This is a genomic window from Pseudoalteromonas sp. bablab_jr011, from assembly GCF_016464045.1.
GTDB lineage: Bacteria > Pseudomonadota > Gammaproteobacteria > Enterobacterales > Alteromonadaceae > Pseudoalteromonas > Pseudoalteromonas lipolytica.
Genome location: NZ_JACDWU010000126.1, coordinates 1 through 238 on the forward strand (window position 1 = coordinate 1; position 238 = coordinate 238).

Genomic DNA, 238 nt, shown 5'->3' on the forward strand with positions numbered 1-238 from the left:
ATCTTCATCACTCGCTCCGGTATTGAAATAAAGTGATTCCATGCTTTTGAAACTTCATCAACAATTTCGTCATAGCCCGAAAACACTCTATTGGATAAACAGTGTTGTCGTATCCAGTTCCATACTTGCTCTATTGGGTTTAACTCTGGTGAATAAGGAGGGAGCTTTATTAGCGTGAGGTTGTTAAATTCTGCGGCTGTATCGTATGTGTGCCAGCCTGCGCCATCTATTATCACGA

Annotated in this window: 1 protein-coding gene; it reads right to left on the reverse strand. The window is 41.6% G+C overall.

Features of this window, described 5'->3' with window-relative positions:
* Positions 1 to 238, reverse strand: a 238-nt coding sequence (locus JIG41_RS05360) for a transposase (protein WP_199524373.1), incomplete at both ends; no start/stop codon positions are given.